The following is a 16410-nucleotide window of genomic DNA, read 5'->3' on the forward strand; positions in this document are numbered from 1 at the left end:
GCGCTCCAAAAGCTATATATGCCCCAATAAATTTTATTGACTGCCAAAAACGAACACATCGTTCGTACTCGAAGAATCATTTTTTCATTATTTTGTCGCAATGTATTGATAACAAAGTGATTAAATTTATGGCATAGCTTATGCCGGCAATCTGACATCGTATTTAACTGACACTGTTTTGGTACCAATAGTTGACCGCAGTTAGTTTAAACCCTACATTGAAATAATTTTAACGCTATGAAAATTCACTTTTTAATGGTGTGCCTTGTAATAACTATTACACAGAGCAGTTTTGCTCAGCAGGACGTTAATGCGCTTAAAGATAAACACGAAAGGAAAGGAAAAGATATTACTGTTTATCCTGATTTTGATCACAGCTTATTGTTAGAAGCGAAATCTGATACAACAGCGAATATCAGTTCCGGAGATTTCGACGGTGATGGACATCTTGATATTTTACTGGTGAAAGGACGGCACTGGCCTATTCTTGACAGGGTTCTTCTGGGTGATGGTAAGGGCAGCATACGAAAGGTCTATAACCTTGGGGAGATGTCAGACCGCTCATATACCGGCGCCGTGGCGGATTTTAATGGAGATGGTTTCCCTGACATTGCTGTCAGTAATGATAACCCCGACCGGAAACTCGTTTATTTTAATGATGGGAAAGGTAATTTTAAAGTTGTGTCTGAATTCGGACGACCGGAATGGCCAACACGCAATATATCCGTCGCTGACATTAACCGCGATGGATTGCCGGATATTATTTTGGCGAACAGAGGTGATTCACCAACTTTAAATTACATCTGCTTAAATACGGGAAACGGGCAGTTTAATGGTAATTGCATTCCATTTGCTCCCTACCCCACCACAACAATAACCCCTGCAAACTTTAACAACGATGGTTTTGTTGATCTGGTTGTACCTCATCGTGACGGCGGTCAGAGTTACGTATACTTTGGTAGTTCGGACACGTCTTATTCAGACAATCATCGTGTGCCGTTTGGTCCGTCTAAAGCTACAATTCGGGTAGCGGCAGTAGCCGATTTTAATGGCGATCATATGCTCGATATTGTGACAGTCGACGAATATAAAGGTGTAGATCTTTACTTTGGTCAGAAAGATCAAACCTTTTCAGAAGGTATTTCATTAGCTGGTCCAAAAATAGTGCCTTATGCGCTGGCCGTCGCTGATCTGAATAACGATAAAAAAATTGATATCATTGTAGGGCATGTAGAAGCGCCGTCGACGGTGTTTTTTAATGACGGCACGGGCCGCAACTTTAAAAAGGTTTCTTTTGGCGATGCAAAGGGCACTGTGTATGGTTTTGCAATTGGCGACTTTAATGAAGACGGAATGTCCGACATCGCTGTCGCACGCTCAGACGCTCCCAATATTTTATACTTTGGTAATACCAAATCTAAACCTCGAATGAGATGATGTGTAAGTTTTAGCAGATAGTTAGGTTCTGTTCAAATTTGAACAAGGCGGTTAAAAAGCCTCCCGCGAAATTGAAGGGCTTTTGGCTTGCGCTGTATCCGAACTTGCACAACTCAGGACGGCGGGTTTCCGGCGCGAGATGAATACCCGCCTTAATTTTTTACAAATTTCAAATGCATTACCCTCCAACTGTTCACCTCAAAGCCGGTAATTTTATTTGATTTATTTCGCATTACCACGAGGTGCTTCATATACCAGGCGTCGTTAAGTAGGTGATCCGGTCCAAATAATGTCAATCTCGTGTCGTTGTATTTGCTGTTAGTTAAATAAAGCTGATGATCTTTTAATATTATATTGTAGGTACAATCGAGCTCCCTGTTATAATAAGTGCCCGTGTATTCCAACATTTTTTTATCATCAGCTATCAGTTTGCCGGGTAGTTTGGTAAGATGAAAAGTGTCATTGGATATGTTTAGGGTCACATACGGGATGTTTGCCTTTTGGTTAAAAATCAGCTTGATTGATGGTGCATAAAACATAGCGTAGGTATGCTCAGTTTCTCTTGCCATCAGGTTGTCATTTGTGCCGATACGCAGATATAGGCTATCATTTTTAAGCGCCAGGCTTGTTACCATATTCATTTCATCGCTGAAATAATCCCCTGACTGCGCTTTTAGGAAAAGTAATTCTGTGTCTGGTATTTTTGCATTTCTTGTCTTTTCGGTCGGTTTTGCAATACCCGCTTTTTCTGAAATTAGCACATCTGCAATTTGGTTTGCTTTGTCTTGGGCATTAATCTCACTCAAATTACTTAAAACGATGATACCTGTTTTTAATTCAGGGAAAACTGTAATTGATGTGCGGAATCCCGCATCGGCTCCATTATGGGTAAATTGTTTCCAACCTTTGTAGTTTTCAGATAAAATCCCTGAAGCATAGTCTAATTCTGTGCCATCATTTAATTTAGCTTTTTGGGTAAGTTGCAATATGGATCGTTGGTCTCCAACCTTAGTATCATAAAAGTTCATGACCCAATTTGCCAGATCGGGAATATTTGACAAAAGGCTGGTGGCGCCAACGGTTGAATAACTCAAAATACTATTGCTAAACCGCGTATTATCTTTTCTGTCGTAAGAGTAAGCTCTGTTGCTTTCTATTTCAGTATAATCATCATGAAAATGAGTATGGGCCATTCTTAAAGGTTTAAATATAGCCGAATCTGTAAATTCCCTTAACGGCCGGCCAGATACCGCCTTCACAATTTCTGCGAGTAAGGTATACCCGCTGTTTGAGTACATGAATTTATCGCCGGGGATAAAATTTAGTCCCTGCTGCTTACTTAAAATTTTTATGATGTGTTCCTGCGTTATCACATCATCAATCCTGGTTCCCGAAATGCCGAGTAGTTGCCACTGGTCCCTTATTCCGCTTGTATGGTTCAGCAAATTACGAATGGTTATTTTTTGCTTAAGGTTGGGGAACCACGCAAGGTATTTCCTAATATCGGCGTCAAGATCAAGTTTGCCTTGTTGCGCCAATAAAATAATAGCATAGGCTGTAAATTGCTTAGACACCGATGCCAAATGATATACTGTTTGGGTTGAATTGGGTATAGCATATTCTAAATTTGCCATGCCATATGCTTTGGAGAAAACAAGAGAATCGTTTCTGACAACGCCCACTACACATCCGGGGCTTTGATTTTTATCCCAACTATTAAAAAGAGAGTTGATCTTTTTTACAACTGGCTCAGGCAGTGCCTGGGCCCATAGTTTAGTGCCACTTGTTAAGATCAAATAAAAGAACAGGAAAAATAGGCGTACTCTAAGCATTGTGTGAACAGGTTGGGTTTTAATATAGCTACCGGATAGTTAGTTGATATAAATGTATAAAAAAGGTTCAAATCTTTCGACCTGAGCCTTTTACTATTTAGCGGGAGCAGTATGTTTAGCTAAATCTGGACAGAGGGGCGTGTAAAGACGGCCTGGTTGCCTTTTTGAATTAGGATTTCAGCAGCCATTTGCTCAAGACCATCGGCTGAAACGGTAATAAATATTATTAAACCAATACTGTGCCGCCATCAATTATGAAAGTTTGCCCGGTAGCGAAAGTTTGTTTCATCAGGAATACAAAGGCTTCTGCAATATCTTCGGGCTGCCCGATGCGTTTAACCAATAGTGAACTTGCAGTTGAATGATAGAACTGTTGCCGGTCTTTATCAGACATTCCGTTCCACAGGTCGGTTTCAATTACACCTGGCATAACCGCATTAACGCGGATGGGAGCCAGTTCCACGGCCATAGCACGGGTGAAACCTTCCATTGCGCCACAGATGGCAGCGGCCATGCCCCAACCTGCTCCGGGGCGCTGACTGGCGATGCCGCTCGTCAGGCTGATCGATCCTCCCTCGCGGATCAGTGGCGCGCCGTATTTGACGGTCGCCAGTGCTCCCCAAAATCGAAGCGTAAAAAAGTTCCGGGCCTCAGCTAAGTCGGTATCAGCTATCTGTTTTAAATTCAAATTTTCTGCGGCAGTATAAACCAGGTGATCGAAAGCGCCTATCTTACTGAAAAAATCCTGAATATTGGCCTCATAGCGCAGATCAATCGCGTGTCCGCTTGCGTTTTGGGGTAATGATTTTAACGCATTGTTGATGCGCGCCTGAGAGCTGGAGGCAATAATTACCTCTGCGCCTTCTGCTGCCGCTGCCCGGGCGGTGGCCAGGCCAAGACCTGAACTTCCGCCTAAAATAACTATGCGTTGATTTGATAACGTTTTCATGTTTATAGCTTTTAAAGTGATTAATTGGTAGCGCCGCCGTTAACTAACAGGTGCTGCCCGTTAACAAATGAAGAAAGATCGCTGGCGAAGAATTCGGCTACATTGGCCACGTCTTCAACTTCAGCCAATCGACCCATCGGACAACTGTCCAGCAATTGTTTGCGCAGGCGCGGATAGGATTCAGGATCAGCAAATATACCTGAATGATCAACGGCGAACGGGATGATGGAGTTTACTGTAATGCCACGGTGACCGATCTCTTTAGAAAGGATATCTACAAGGTAACGCGGCGTAGTTTTACTTCCGCCATATACAGCCATCCCCGGTACCGGAAATGAGGTGGTTGAAGAAGCGATGTAGATAATTCGGCCACCATCTTCTACATTTTTTGCCGCCTGCTGCAGCGTGAAATAAGTACCTTTGGTATTGATGCCAAATACACGGTCGAATTGCTCCTCAGTAAAATCTACTACGGGTGTCTCTACCATTTCAATACCGGCGTTAGCAACCACAATATCTATTTTACCGAAAGCCTTTTTAGCGGCAGCAAAAAGCTTCTCAATTTCGGCAACTTTACTGATATCAGCTTGTACGGATATCACACGTGCGCCCATGGCTTTAATATTGCTTTCTACCTCTTCGGCAGATACTTTATCGCGTGAGTAATTGATAACAATATCGGCGCCTAATGAGGCATAACGTTCTGCAATTGCCTTGCCTAATCCCCTGGCCGAGCCGGTAATAACGGCTACTTTATTATTTAATGAGTTCATGACTGAAATTTTTATGATTTGATCTTTATTAACTGAAACCAATTGATTTGATTGATTATGCCATTGCTCCATTTAAGCCGATGGTTTGAGCACTGATCCATTTAGCGTCGTCACCAGCCAAAAACACTACTACTTTGGCAACATCCGAGGGTTGTCCCAGACGGTTAAATGCGTTTAACGAAGCCAGATGATCGATAACCTGTTGTGGTTTACCTTTGGTAAACAGTTCGGTGTTGGTAGGGCCGGGTAGTACCGCATTCACATTGATACCGCGGGCGCCAACTTCTTTGGCAAACACGCGGGTTAGTTGCTCAACTGCACCCTTGGTGGCAACGTAAGTGCTGTAAGTTGGCATGAGCAAACGAGTGGTGGTTGAAGAAAAATTGATAATGCTGCCGCCGTCGGCGAGTTTGGTAGCAGCTTCACGCAATGTATTGAAGGTGCCGCGCACGTTAACGTCAAACTGGCGGGTAAAATCTTCGTCGGTAGTATCCTTTAGCAATTTGGTGATCATGATACCGGCGTTGTTAACCAGTACATCTATTTTACCATAATGCGCTATGGCGGCATCAAATAGATTGGCTACTTCGTCAGCTTTACTTACATCTGCCTGTAAAGCGATGGCTTCGCCGCCTGCGGCTATGATCGCGTTAACGGTTTCTTCGGCCGCGGCTGTGCCGCCTGCATAGTTAACAATTACCTTTGCCCCCGCTAATGCCAGCTGTTGGGCTACTTCGGCACCGATGCCTCTTGAAGCACCGGTTACCAGGATTACTTTTTCATTTAATGTTTTCATGACTTTCTTTGTTTCTTTTATTGTCGCTGATCGACAGAACAAAGGTCATGTTTAACTCACCAGCAGAGTTGCGAAGTCTTCAGGAGGTGATGTAAATTTCTAAGATCGTGTTTGCTGTTGCATGCTCCGATAGGCGGCGGGTGACATTTTCGTGTGCTTTTTAAAATAATTGCTGAAATGCGCGGATTCGGTAAACCCAAGGCGATAAGCGATCTCTTTAACAGAAATGTTAGAATTCTGCAGTAAGGATTTGGCTTCAGCCACCATTTTTTCGGCTATCCAGGTACCGATGGATTTACCGGTTTTTGACTTGATTACGGTGCTCAGATAGTTAGGATGCAGGTTTTGTGCGTCCGCAAAATCCTGCACCCGGAACACTTGCTGCACCTGGCCGTCGCTTAACTGGCGAAAGTGTTTCTCCAGCAGTAATTTGAAACTTTTAACAATCCATGAACTCCGGTTACCTTCATAGATTGGGTTATAGTCCAGCCAGAAATGTTCTTTTATTTTTAGAAGCAGCACAACAAAAAGATTTGCTATTATACGCTTACGAAAAGGCGAGCGGCTTAGATATTCGTGATGGATTTGTAGATATATGCGTTCAAACTCGGCAATGTTTTCTTCATTTAACCGCCGGCCAGGAAATGTTTCTGCAAGCAGAAATGGAAATTCGTCGAAAATATCCGCATGTATATTTTCTTTTAAAAAGGTTTCGCTTAGCGTAATTAAATAAACTTCGTCTGTATTCTGCCACTCGTAGGCACGGTAATGGCCGGGATTGGTAAAATAGATTGTTCCGGGCTCTATTGGAAAAGTTTTATCATCTATGGTGTACTGCCCGCTGCCTTGTTTGATGAAATTAAAAACGAAAAAATTAAGACGGTGAATGGGAGATTTAAAAGGTAATAAGGGCTGCAAGGTATCGCGTAGATTGAAGATCGTGAATTCGATGTCCGGATCGATCAGGTCGGTACGCAAGCCCAAGTAACGATATTGTTCCTGTAACGTATTAAAAATCCGGACTTTTTCTTCATTCATACCGCTAAAATAACCATTACTTAGAGCCAATTTAAAAATGGATGGTTAAATTTATTATGGGTTGAAAAGAGAATAACACAGGCACAGCCCATTGGTCAAATAATTGCTAATTATGAGTAACAACAAAATTATTATCAAATAAAATTAAACACACTCTTAAAAGCGGAAAAAAATGGAAACATACAAATTTGAAAGCGACATTAAGATTTTTTATGTAACAGCTAAATCTTTTCCGGAAGGTATTCAGGAAGCCCACGACAGATTGCATACTTTGGTGCATTTTTCAACAGCAAGAAAATACTTCGGCATATCCAGGCCAGAAAACAAGAAAATTATTTACCGGGCCGGCACTGAAGAAACATATGCTGGTGAGGCTGAAAAATATAAATGCGATACACTAACTATCAAAAAAGGCAACTATGTTTCTGCCGTTGTAAAAGATTTCAGGGAAGATAAAACAAGCATCGCCAAAACGTTTGATGAATTGCTTAAACAACCCAATATTGACCCTGAAGGATATTGTGTGGAATGGTATGCTAATGACAAAGAAGAAGTAAGGTGCATGGTAAGACTTAACCAATAATTTATCATTAAAGAATATTTATGGAGGCTTTTTTGAGACCGTTTGCAGGAATTATTGGAATAGCTGCATACCTCCTTCTTATCGCCGGAATAATAAAATCAAAAGTAAGGCAAAGCTTTGTAGCATTTTTGTTATGGGCAATGCTTGATGCCATAGCAACGATAACAACTATTCTTAAGGAAGGGAATTATTGGCTTTCACTATCTAATGCATTGGGTGCAGCCATCGTTGCAATTTTACTCGCTTTAAAAAAACAGGTTTCATGGACCTGGGTTGAAACAACAACGACAATTCTTGTGATTATTTGCCTAAACGTTTGGTATTTTGCCGGCGCAACGGAAGGAATAATTGTGAGTAGTTTGGCAATGGTTATTGCAAGTGTTCCGCAAATGCGCGACACTTACAAAACCCCGGAAGAAACACCCACTACTGTATATAGTATGTTTTTAGCGGCAAATATTTTATCGCTTATTGGCGGAAAAGAATGGACCATTGAAGATCGGTTTTATTCAGGGTGTGCTGTATTTCTTTGCGCTGTTATTGTGATTTTTTCACTTAAAAATACCTTGAAAATTAAGCAAAGACAGCCTTCATAACATATAAAAAGTCACTAACATTAGTATTGCCAAAATACAGGCTGGCGGAACTGCATCGATCTTTGTTTTCCGTTTGACCTTTCATTCTGTTTGCTCAACCCATTGACTTCGCCAGGCCGGCGCTTCAAAGGAGTCTGCAAAATACTGTGTCTCGTGTATAACCTTGCCGTTATGAAACTCCATAATGCTTATGGTGAAAGCTGATCGCTCCTGGTAGGTGATGGTGTATTCCGTGATCCAGAGATTACCCTTTCCGAGAATTCGCCTGACTTTGAAGCCTGATGGCTTACCCGGATGATGGCTCCTTAAAGCCTGCAAATTGTTTCGCCCCAGTATGCGCTCGCCCGACTGGGGATAATCACAAATAGCATCGTCGTTGTAGATGTCATGTTCGGCGTTTGCATCACCAATTGCCGACGCGCGCCAGTGTGCATTCAGGGCCTCGCGTATTTGATCTTCTTCCATACTACCAATTTACAAATATATACCCAACAAAAAGCTGCCGGTCTTTTGCTTTCAGGATAGCGGGATATGACAATTCTAAAACCATTTATCAGGTGGACCTAAACTTTAATAAATATTTACTTTAAATTAGTTGACAAATCTTATCAAATGCAATTGATGTTTAGGATGCTCCTTCCTTGCGTTGTTGCAAAAACAATTAAACCCGGCAAAACAAATAGCTATGAATAAGAACCATTACTCCCTGCTGATATTTTTTTTTGCATTAACTACTGCTTGTGGCTTATTACAAAGTTTAATTAGTTTTAAGATAGGTGCGGGAATATACACGCTGGACGCAATTGTTTTATGGGTTATTGGAATAGGTATTATTTCCTTTGCCGAATCGGTATTCTTATTAAAGTATTTTCATTACCGTAAATATTGGTTTGCCTTTTATGCGGCAAGCGTTGCGTTAATAACAAATCTCTGTTTCCTTATAGTTGTCTGTTGCGTTTTAATATCAAAGCAATTAGTAAGCTATTACAAGCCTGTGGCTATTGTTTACTTGTGTGCCGGCATTATATATGCTATAAGTCTTATGTTTTCGGGTAGCAGAAAAACGTTATGGTTAAAAACAGCAGGCGTATATGGACTCGTTATTGGTCTTATTTTACTTTCAGTAGTTATTCGGAGTACATTACCGCAGCCTAATACTAATATATTAGAACGAATTACACAATGGACCTCACTGGCCGCCAACCTCGTTCCCGTTCTGTTTATACTGCATTTAATAACGGAGATAAAGTTATTAAAAACAGAAGAACCGGATATCCCAATATCAGAGCGGGCAACAGAGATGTTCGGCCTTGTGAAAACGTTGGCTCTTATAGTTACAATCGGATTGGGAACAGTGATAAGCTATCAATGTTATTCACAGATATACTGGGGGAAACGTAACTTTGAAAATACAAAAGCATTGGCACGGCTATTTGAAGCGCGCGCCTTTGTGAACAGTAAAGGGGATACGTTGCGGTATCGTTTATTAAAACCGCTCAATTATGATCCGCAAAAAAGTTATCCTTTGGTGGTATGCCTGCCCTATGGTGGGCAGCCAGGAACTGATACCATAAGACAAATAGAAGGGGCCGCGGCGGCCGAGATACTATCGACCGACATCAACAGAAAAAAATACCCGGCGTTTATTTTTGTGCCGAACTGCCCGGCAGGATCAGGATGGGGAGGCGTTCCGAATTATCCATCAGTAGATACACTGGTTTATAAAGCCATCAACGCACTGGATACGGCATTTTCAATAGATGCCAAAAGGCGTTATGTTACAGGTATTTCAAGGGGCGGATATGGCTCGTGGCATTTTATATGCACACGCCCGGATATGTTTGCCGCTGCAATACCGGTTTGCGGAGGAGAGGATCCTGAACTTGCCTCAAAAATTGTAAATGTGTCTGTATGGGCATTCCACGGCGCAAAAGACCAAAACGTTCCGGTTAGCGGCTCACGTGGTATGATTGAGGGGATGAAAAAGGCCGGCCTGAAACCAAAATATACAGAATATCCACATGAAGGGCATAACATTTGGTACCAGGTTAGTATTACACCCGGCTTGTGGGACTGGCTTTTTGCCCAAAAACGTATTTAATGGCTAATTCAATATTCTTAACAGGTAGTGCCATAAAATACAAATCGTGTTTTTATGGGCTCTTAATTTTTCCGATAAGATAATAAATTACCAGGGCGGGGATAGTCCGGTAGAAAGCAAAGCCGGGCAACCAGGAACGGAGGCAGCGGATCTGGCTTGCGGCTGCGAAATGAAAGTCATCCAAATAAGATTTTTTTGTTTTTAAGCAGATACTTATTCTTAAGAATTAATTTCAAGCTTATATCCTTTGCTGCGGATAACAACAATTTTGATATTCGGATCAAATTCCAATTTTTTTCTAAGTTTTGATATAAACATATCCAAACTGCGTCCAACAATAACACCTTCATCTTCCCATATCTCTTTTTGCAGCCGGCTTCTTTCTATAGTTTGGTTAGGAGACGATGCGAAAATATGCAGCAGACGCGTTTCAGTTCCGGTTAGGTCTATTGTTTTGCCGTTTATTATCAGCTTCCGGTTCTTCGCATCAAACAACACCGCGCCTAAAGTTAATATGTCAGTATACCTGCCGTCAGGTAAAGCGCTCTGCGGCTTAACAGATCTAAAAAAAATGAAACCAACAAATGCTAAAAATGGCAGACTGCCCAAAATATATCTGTTCTTTGCTGTATTTATTCCTGTCGGTTTGAATTTAACGTTGATCATGTAACGTGCTCTGGGTTGCTTTCTTCCTATACAAGCTACAATATTATCTTTTTTATTTTTTGATATAGCATATCCATAGGCTACATCAAACTTGCCACTGTTCAAAACATTAACAACATAATCTCCTGTGAGCGGGTCTTTGGCCAACAAACGCCGGGCGGTATTCACCAGGGAGTCTGGTCGAAAAGTAAGCTCATTCTCAAACCTGATCTGGTATTCATTTTCCGCGATCTTTTTTACCGGGAGCACCCTTGATGTACTGTCGCCCGACTGTAAAAGCAATTCATGTCCGATCCTGCGGAGTAAAACTTCCCTTCTGGAAATATCAAAATCGTCATTGCTCTCCATGCTTAAAGCCACGCCGATTACAGAGATAAACAAGAGTAGTATCAGTGCGAACAGGTATTTGCGTTTTCCGGAGAGGAGATTTCGGCTAAGATGCATTGTGTCAAGTTTTTATTTACAAAGTTTACATTTTTATTTACAATCTAAGTTCCTCAGGCTGAATTATATCAAAGTATTTTTGTTGCACCAACTTTAAAAGGATATGAAAAATAAAAAAAATGCCTTAAACGGATCTGATTTATCAGCAGATAGATTTATGTTAATTAAACCTACAAAAAATATGAAAATAGCTATTTATGCGCTGATCTTACCGCTGGTTGTGGTAAGCGGACTGGTATTTGCTAATCGCGAAATTAAAACTTCTAAAAGGCCAACCCCAAAACCCATCTCTGCTGCTGAAAGGAAAGCCGCACTGAAAAAATGGGAGGCTACCCCTGATGGTGTAAGGTTCAAAGAATGGGAAGCGTCTCCCGCAGGTAAAAAAGTGTATGCCGGTGTTGCTAAAATAAGGAAACATATAAGCGCTTTTACCAATATGGAGGCTGTTATAACCTCTCTGTCTCTTCCGCCGGGATCAAGATTAGGTTTCGGTATGATGGTTAGGATTAATGGTGACGATTATATTCTTAGTTTCGGGCAGGAAAAGTTCGACATGAATTTTTTGAACTATAACAATGAATTTGAGCAATTGCATAACCTGAAAGTTAGCGACAAAATAATTATAAGAAGCCATAACGTATCATACGCGCCCAAGTATTCATACCCAATCGTATCAGGCGACTATGTAGAACAAGATAGTAAAGTAATTTTTAAACGTGCCCCCCGCAAAGGCGGTTGCTGAGCAAATAAGTTATGAAATACAGTAGCTGCTGTTTTCGATATGACGGAAAATTATTGCAAAGCGCTTTCCCGGTATGATGAAAAGTCCTTGTCTAATAAAAAGCCAACCGTAACCCTTTCCTTGCAGCACCACCGTACCCGAACCACATTCTATAGGAGGTCAGTAATCTTAAATTTTGCAAAAAGGGTTCGGGAAGCTTCAACAATTGCTACACAATTCAAAACCGAACGGCTTAATGTTCGGTTTTGTAACAGTGTACCTGTTTTATTCCATACAATTTTATATGTATCAATAAGTTATAACTTTGGAACAGCAATTGAGTTAGCTATTTCAATTGAATACATATACTCTCCATATTAATACGTACGACGTGGCTTTTGTTGGGGCGATCTTTATCGGCCTCACTTTTATCCTGCTTTTATGGTTCACCAAAAAGATAAACCGGGCCGCAAACCGGTTTTTGGCCCTGGCAATGGTTACAATTGTTTTGTGGATAGCCAGGATATTAGGCACCGACATTGGGCTGTCAACCTATATTACTAATTGGAGCAGGCTGCCGCTGCAGTTTTCGCTTGCACTTGGCCCCCTTATTTTCTTTTACGTGCTTAAAATAACCCGGCCCGAATATAAATTCCGGTATAAGGACCTGCTGCATTTTAGTCCGTTGCTGCTGGAATTGGGCGCCCAGGCATTGGAAATTAGGGATAGTATAAAAACCGGCGCGGCTACTTATGAAACACCGGCCTTTCGGCAACTGAACCCGGTATTGCAATTGCTGGCCTTTGTTTCGGTCATAATTTACCTTTGCCTGGCTCACAGGCTGACAGGGCGCTTTTACCGGGAACTAAAATTTAATGGGGGCGACCGTCATCGGTACGAGCTGCGGTGGCTGCGCAGCTTACTGAAAAGTTTTGGCGTGGTATGGTTATTATGGGTGCCTTTAACAGCTGCCGACTATTTTTATTACAATCACCAATTAAGTATACATGCATATTACCCACTATATCTCCTTTTAGCGATAATAACTATATGGATGGCGGCAGTAGCTTTTTTAAGACCGGAGGCTGGCGAGCTGGCAGAAACCCCGTCGTTTTTAAAACCACCACTTCCTTCAGCAACAAAGGAAAGGGGTATTTGGCTAAAGAAAGCAGTGCAGGCCAATCGTTATTACCAGGATCCGGAACTAAGCTTAAGCTCATTGGCCGAAAAGCTCGGGCTGGGGCCTCATGAATTATCCCGGATCATCAATACTGTGCTCAAAAAAAGTTTCAATGATTTTATCAATGAGTATCGCGTACAGGCGGTGACCCGGAAAATGCAGGACCCCGCTTATGACCATATCACCCTGCTGGGTATTGCATTTGAATCGGGGTTCAACTCTCAAAGCACGTTTAATCGTATTTTCAGGCAGATGACCGGGAAAAGCCCGCTGGAATATAAAAATGACCTGAAAAAAGAGTACCCATCTTATAACTTGGGAAGCCATTCCCAATTTGCGCCGGTAATTTTGAATCGTGAAACACCTCCTAAGTGGTCCCACGAAAATTTAAGTCGCAATTATATGTTTAAAAATTATTTCAAAATAGCACGGCGCAACCTGTTACGTAATAAAAGCTACACTATTATTAATGTTACCGGCCTGGCTGTTGGTATTGCTGTTTGTATGGTGATATTTATTATTATACAGTATCAAACAAGCTTCGATAAATTTCACTTAAAAAAAGACCGCACCTATCGTGTGTTGACCGAATACCATCATGCAGATGCGGGTACTGTGTCATACGGCAAAAGCGTTCCTTTTCCCATGGCCACAGGATTGCGAACGGCTTTTCCCCAACTGGAACAAGTAGCCCCGATTTATGCAAGCCACAATGATCAGTTACAGGTACTTGATGCTAACGGAACTCCTGTAAAGAATTTTAAAGAACCGAGCGGAGTCTTTTATACATCGCCTTCATTCTTCAATATATTTGATTTTCCGCTGGTTGCCGGTTCATATGAGTCATTAAAGGACCCGAATAATGTGCTGCTTACAAAAGAGATAGCAGACAAATACTTTGGCGACTGGAAAGCAGCAATGGGTAAAACCATTAAACTAACCGGATCATATAGCATTGGCGCAGGATTGTTCCAGTCGCCGCCGGTTGCCTTAAAAGTGTCAGGCATTTTGGCAACCATACCGGCAAATACCGACTTTCAGCTAAAATTGGTGATTGCTTACGGAACAGATTTTACCGGAGATAACGTGTACGGATTTCAACAACCGAATTGGAATGAAACATCAGCGGATTTAGGTTGCTACGTTTTGTTGCCGCCAAATATCTCTGCTGACAAGTTTAATCAACAGCTAAGAGCCTACTCCCGAAAGGTACTTCCTGCCAACAATAAGGATAGTCATATTATACAACCATTAAGCGCTGTGCATTATGATGCCGCGGTAGGCAATTACAGCAACAGAACGATCAGTCGCGAACTGCTGAATGTGTTATGGCTGATTGCGGCGTTCATTCTTTTAATTGCTTGCGTAAACTTTATCAACCTCTCCACCGCGCAGGCTGTTAATCGTGCAAAAGAGGTTGGCGTAAGAAAAGTTTTGGGGAGTAATAAATTTCAATTGCGAGTGCAATTCATCGTTGAAACATTTTTGATAGTTACAAGTGCCGTATTGCTTGCAGCAGGCATTACAACCCTGGGATTGCCTTATATAAATCAACTCTTGGAACTTTCGCTTTCATTCAATATACTCAATCCTTCCATTATTTTATTTCTTCTTATTGTTACGATTGTTGTAACCGCGCTCGCCGGTTTTTATCCTTCCATTGTTTTATCACGTTTTAATCCTGTTAATGCTTTAAAAAGTAAGCTAACCGTAAATAATGCAAACGGAATTTCATTAAGAAGAGGGTTGGTAGTGTTTCAATTCATTATTGCACAGGTGCTCATTATTGGAACCCTCATTATTGTAAAGCAAATGGATTATTTTATGAGTCAGCCATTAGGGTTCGATAAAGAGGCAATTGTAAATGTTCCTTTCCGTCCGGATAGTACCGGCAGCAGGCTGGCGAATTATTTAAGGCAACAGTTATTGCAGGTAAACGGCGTGCAGGCGGTAAGCTTTAGTTCCAACACCCCGGTTGAAGATGATAACAATAGGTTTACCACGCTAAAATTTGACAATGCAATAAAAGAAGCAGATTTCCAGGCTATTGTCAAATTCGCCGACAATAATTATGTGCCGACTTATAAACTCCAGCTGGTAGCCGGAAGAAATTTGCAACCTTCCGATCTGACAAGAGAATTTTTGGTGAATGAATCGTTTGTAAAAAGCCTGGGGCTTAAAAAGCCCGAAGATATATTGAATAAAGAAGTAACCATATGGGGCGATGTAATAAAATGTCCGGTTGTTGGTGTGCTGAAAGATTTTAATGACAGGTCTTTACGCAATAACCTGGAACCATTGCTTATTGCCACTAACATAACCATGTACCGCCAGGCTGCAATAAAACTTACAACCATAAACATTACCTCTGCCATGCCGTCTATTAAAAACATATTTGTAAAAACGTTTCCTGATTTTGTTTATGATTACCAGTTTCTTGACGATAAGATCGCAAACTTTTACAAACAGGAAAATCAGCTATCGCAATTGTATAAAATTTTTGCAGCTATCGCTATTTTCCTTAGCTGTCTTGGCCTATATGGTTTGGCCTCATTTATGGCGGTTCAGCGGGTAAAAGAAGTTGGTATCCGTAAAGTACTTGGCGCCAGCGCAGGTAGCATCGTTTATTTATTTTCAAAAGAATTTGTGATGCTCATTACAATTGCCTTTGCCATTGCTACACCCGTTGCATGGTATTACATGCACCAATGGCTGCAAGCTTATGCTTATCGTATTAGCATTAGTTGGGGATTAATGGCTGCAGGCGGGCTTATTGCCATAATTATTGCACTTGCAACTATAAGTTTCCAGGCAATAAAGGCAGCAAAAGCAAACCCGGTGAAAAGTTTGAGAAATGAATGATTTAGGCGATAACCCAAAAAGAACTTAGGGCCGCAAACACGGGATCTGAGGTTTAGTTGAACACTAATGGTGCGTTCCGGGGTGAGATACGGAACGCATTTTTATATCCAACCTTGCAGGCGCTTGGGTTATTTTTTGCAGTAATGAAGCTGAGCAACCGGTCTATAGTAGCTATACCTCAGCTCCGCTGATGTATTGATAGGGTTAAATAATTGCATCCCCGGTGGTTCCAGTCATCTAACTATCTAACCTTAAAGCAACGATGTGCGAAGATTGGGAAGCTCTTTTACGCCGCGTTTTTTTTGAAAGCCTGATAAAGCCCGAAGCCGATTTTTGTACCCGCAGAATTAAACGGCTTACCCGCCAGTCAAATACCCCGGAAGGGGTGGTTAAAAACCATTGTGGAAAATTATAAAAAAATAATTAACTAAC

The 16410-nt window shown here is 41.5% G+C and carries 13 protein-coding genes; 6 read left to right on the plus strand and 7 right to left on the minus strand.

Going from position 1 to position 16410, the window contains the following annotated elements; genetic code table 11:
• Nucleotides 1–255: 255 nt before the first annotated feature.
• Nucleotides 256–1437, plus strand: coding sequence for an FG-GAP repeat domain-containing protein (locus J2W55_RS00725; protein ID WP_310090801.1), 1182 nt, complete (start codon nucleotides 256–258; stop codon nucleotides 1435–1437).
• Between the two features lie 152 nt (nucleotides 1438–1589).
• Here J2W55_RS00725 and J2W55_RS00730 read toward each other — a convergent pair whose 3' ends face one another.
• From J2W55_RS00730 to J2W55_RS00750, 5 genes are all read right to left on the minus strand, one after another.
• On the minus strand, nucleotides 1590–3269 hold the full coding sequence (locus tag J2W55_RS00730; RefSeq protein WP_310090803.1) for a serine hydrolase domain-containing protein: 1680 nt from the start codon (nucleotides 3267–3269) through the stop codon (nucleotides 1590–1592).
• A 226-nt stretch (nucleotides 3270–3495) separates the two neighbouring features.
• Nucleotides 3496–4218 (minus strand): SDR family oxidoreductase, encoded by a 723-nt coding sequence (locus tag J2W55_RS00735; protein ID WP_310090805.1) that lies wholly within the window; start codon nucleotides 4216–4218, stop codon nucleotides 3496–3498.
• 20 nt (nucleotides 4219–4238) lie between these two features.
• Complete coding sequence (locus J2W55_RS00740) at nucleotides 4239–4991, minus strand: SDR family oxidoreductase (protein WP_310090807.1); 753 nt, start codon at nucleotides 4989–4991, stop codon at nucleotides 4239–4241.
• A gap of 55 nt (nucleotides 4992–5046) precedes the next feature.
• Nucleotides 5047–5787 carry an SDR family oxidoreductase gene (locus tag J2W55_RS00745; RefSeq protein ID WP_310090809.1) on the minus strand — a complete coding sequence of 247 codons (741 nt, stop codon included), beginning with the start codon at nucleotides 5785–5787 and terminating at the stop codon, nucleotides 5047–5049.
• A gap of 99 nt (nucleotides 5788–5886) precedes the next feature.
• Nucleotides 5887–6825 carry an AraC family transcriptional regulator gene (locus J2W55_RS00750; RefSeq protein WP_310090811.1) on the minus strand — a complete coding sequence of 313 codons (939 nt, stop codon included), beginning with the start codon at nucleotides 6823–6825 and terminating at the stop codon, nucleotides 5887–5889.
• 172 nt (nucleotides 6826–6997) lie between these two features.
• Between J2W55_RS00750 and J2W55_RS00755 the strand changes: the two genes are divergently transcribed.
• Both J2W55_RS00755 and J2W55_RS00760 read left to right on the plus strand, forming a co-directional pair.
• Nucleotides 6998–7408, plus strand: coding sequence for a transcriptional regulator (locus J2W55_RS00755; RefSeq protein ID WP_310090813.1), 411 nt, complete (start codon nucleotides 6998–7000; stop codon nucleotides 7406–7408).
• 20 nt (nucleotides 7409–7428) lie between these two features.
• Entirely contained in the window at nucleotides 7429–8004 is a 576-nt protein-coding gene (locus J2W55_RS00760; RefSeq protein WP_310090815.1) for a hypothetical protein, read from the plus strand.
• An 81-nt stretch (nucleotides 8005–8085) separates the two neighbouring features.
• Here the strand turns inward: J2W55_RS00760 and J2W55_RS00765 are convergent, their stop codons facing one another.
• A complete protein-coding gene (locus J2W55_RS00765) occupies nucleotides 8086–8469 on the minus strand; it encodes a nuclear transport factor 2-like protein (RefSeq protein ID WP_310090817.1) in 384 nt (127 codons plus the stop codon).
• A 220-nt stretch (nucleotides 8470–8689) separates the two neighbouring features.
• On the opposite strand from J2W55_RS00765, the gene J2W55_RS00770 reads away from it, so the two are divergent.
• Complete coding sequence (locus J2W55_RS00770; RefSeq protein WP_310090819.1) at nucleotides 8690–10105, plus strand: carboxylesterase family protein; 1416 nt, start codon at nucleotides 8690–8692, stop codon at nucleotides 10103–10105.
• A 219-nt stretch (nucleotides 10106–10324) separates the two neighbouring features.
• Here the strand turns inward: J2W55_RS00770 and J2W55_RS00775 are convergent, their stop codons facing one another.
• Nucleotides 10325–11215: a winged helix-turn-helix domain-containing protein gene (locus J2W55_RS00775; RefSeq protein ID WP_310090821.1), complete on the minus strand. Its 891-nt coding sequence runs from the start codon at nucleotides 11213–11215 to the stop codon at nucleotides 10325–10327.
• Between the two features lie 181 nt (nucleotides 11216–11396).
• Between J2W55_RS00775 and J2W55_RS00780 the strand changes: the two genes are divergently transcribed.
• Nucleotides 11397–11957: a hypothetical protein gene (locus J2W55_RS00780; RefSeq protein ID WP_310090823.1), complete on the plus strand. Its 561-nt coding sequence runs from the start codon at nucleotides 11397–11399 to the stop codon at nucleotides 11955–11957.
• Nucleotides 11958–12291: 334 nt separating this feature from the next.
• Nucleotides 12292–15978: an ABC transporter permease gene (locus J2W55_RS00785; RefSeq protein WP_310090825.1), complete on the plus strand. Its 3687-nt coding sequence runs from the start codon at nucleotides 12292–12294 to the stop codon at nucleotides 15976–15978.
• The last annotated feature ends 432 nt before the right edge of the window (nucleotides 15979–16410 follow it).

Source organism: Mucilaginibacter pocheonensis, assembly GCF_031456535.1.
Taxonomy (GTDB): Bacteria; Bacteroidota; Bacteroidia; order Sphingobacteriales; family Sphingobacteriaceae; genus Mucilaginibacter; species Mucilaginibacter pocheonensis.

What these genes read in the sequence shown, in the direction of transcription:
- J2W55_RS00725 (WP_310090801.1), top strand. Translation starts at nt 256, where the DNA reads ATGGTGTGCCTTGTAATAACTATTACACAGAGCAGTTTTGCTCAGCAG.
- J2W55_RS00730 (WP_310090803.1), bottom strand. Translation starts at nt 3,269, where the DNA reads ATGCTTAGAGTACGCCTATTTTTCCTGTTCTTTTATTTGATCTTAACA.
- J2W55_RS00735 (WP_310090805.1), bottom strand. Translation starts at nt 4,218, where the DNA reads ATGAAAACGTTATCAAATCAACGCATAGTTATTTTAGGCGGAAGTTCA.
- J2W55_RS00740 (WP_310090807.1), bottom strand. Translation starts at nt 4,991, where the DNA reads ATGAACTCATTAAATAATAAAGTAGCCGTTATTACCGGCTCGGCCAGG.
- J2W55_RS00745 (WP_310090809.1), bottom strand. Translation starts at nt 5,787, where the DNA reads ATGAAAACATTAAATGAAAAAGTAATCCTGGTAACCGGTGCTTCAAGA.
- J2W55_RS00750 (WP_310090811.1), bottom strand. Translation starts at nt 6,825, where the DNA reads ATGAATGAAGAAAAAGTCCGGATTTTTAATACGTTACAGGAACAATAT.
- J2W55_RS00755 (WP_310090813.1), top strand. Translation starts at nt 6,998, where the DNA reads ATGGAAACATACAAATTTGAAAGCGACATTAAGATTTTTTATGTAACA.
- J2W55_RS00760 (WP_310090815.1), top strand. Translation starts at nt 7,429, where the DNA reads ATGGAGGCTTTTTTGAGACCGTTTGCAGGAATTATTGGAATAGCTGCA.
- J2W55_RS00765 (WP_310090817.1), bottom strand. Translation starts at nt 8,469, where the DNA reads ATGGAAGAAGATCAAATACGCGAGGCCCTGAATGCACACTGGCGCGCG.
- J2W55_RS00770 (WP_310090819.1), top strand. Translation starts at nt 8,690, where the DNA reads ATGAATAAGAACCATTACTCCCTGCTGATATTTTTTTTTGCATTAACT.
- J2W55_RS00775 (WP_310090821.1), bottom strand. Translation starts at nt 11,215, where the DNA reads ATGCATCTTAGCCGAAATCTCCTCTCCGGAAAACGCAAATACCTGTTC.
- J2W55_RS00780 (WP_310090823.1), top strand. Translation starts at nt 11,397, where the DNA reads ATGAAAATAGCTATTTATGCGCTGATCTTACCGCTGGTTGTGGTAAGC.